Origin of the sequence: Methyloversatilis discipulorum, from assembly GCF_018780585.1 — a bacterium.
Lineage (GTDB): Bacteria > Pseudomonadota > Gammaproteobacteria > Burkholderiales > Rhodocyclaceae > Methyloversatilis > Methyloversatilis discipulorum_B.
The window spans coordinates 1-1,345 of sequence record NZ_JADMJL010000053.1 but is presented as its reverse complement, the minus strand read 5'-3'; the positions used below and the strand labels follow the sequence as shown (position 1 = coordinate 1,345).

At 68.4% G+C, this 1,345-nt stretch carries 1 protein-coding gene; it reads left to right on the top strand.

The features are described 5' to 3' along the window. Positions 1–1,238 (top strand): cobyric acid synthase (locus tag IV112_RS19250; protein WP_304006328.1); only part of this gene is annotated, 1,238 nt, incomplete at its 5' end. Positions 1,239–1,345 lie beyond the last annotated feature (107 nt).

The window sequence follows — 1,345 nt, the reverse complement described above, 5'->3', positions numbered from 1 at the left end:
ACACCGACATGAACCCGGTGCTGCTCAAGCCCAACTCCGACACCGGCGCCCAGGTCATCGTGCATGGCCGCGCGCTGGCCAATATGGAAGCGCGCGCCTACCACGACTACAAGCGGGTCGCGATGGATGCGGTGATGCAGTCCTGGCGGCGGCTGACCGCGCAGTACGACTTCGTCGTGGTCGAAGGCGCGGGCAGCCCGGCGGAAATCAATCTGCGCGATCGCGACATCGCCAACATGGGCTTCGCGCTGCCCAACCGCTGCCCGGTGGTCATCGTCGCCGACATCGACCGTGGCGGCGTGTTCGCCCATCTGGTCGGCACGCTGGACTGTCTGTCCGATGAGGAGCGTGCGCTGGTGCGCGGCTTCGTCATCAACCGCTTCCGTGGCGACCGCGCGCTGCTGCGTTCCGGCGAAGACTGGCTGGAGCAGCGCACCGGCCTGCCGGTGTTCGGCGTGCTGCCGATGCTGAAGGGCCTGCACCTCGACGCCGAGGACGCGATACAGACGCAGCAGACCGCTGCGGGTGAGGCCGCACGGCTGCGCGTGGCGGTGCCGGTTTTTCCGCGCATCAGCAATCACACCGATTTCGACGCGCTGCGTGCACATCCGCAGGTCGACCTGATGTTCGTGCCGCTTGATCGTCCGCTGCCGGCCTGCGACCTCGTCATCCTGCCCGGCAGCAAGAGCGTGCAGGGCGACCTCGCCGCCTTGCGCGCGCACGGCTGGGACGCGCAGATCGCCCGCCACCTGCGCTACGGCGGTCGCCTGCTCGGCATCTGCGGCGGCATGCAGATGATGGGGCGCACGCTGCACGATCCGCTGGGACTGGAAGGCGTACCGGGCAGCGTGGCCGGGCTCGGCCTATTCGACTACGACACCACGCTCGAAACCGAGAAACAGCTGCGTGTCGTGCAGGGGCGTCTGTGTCCCGGTGGCGAGGCGGTGCGCGGATACGAAATCCATATGGGTGTGAGCGCAGGCCCGGCGCTGGCGCGTCCGGCGGTCGAACTGGAGCACGGCCCGGACGGCGCGCGCTCGGCGGACGGGCAGCTGATGGCGACCTATCTGCACGGCCTGTTCGACGCGCCCCAGGCCTGCGCCGCACTGCTCGCCTGGGCCGGCCTCGAAGCGGCCGAGCCGCTCGACCTGCACGCGCTGCGTGAAGCCAGCCTCGACCGGCTGGCCGACTGCATCGAAGCGGAGATCGACATCCACCGGATGTGCGGTTTCCGCTGACCACTGCGAAGGTCGGAAAACCCTCTCCTCAGTTGTGGCGCGCGGGACTCTTGTGGGAGATTCTATGTTCCGGCGCAAGCGCTTTCGTGCTGTCTCGGGACATAGTC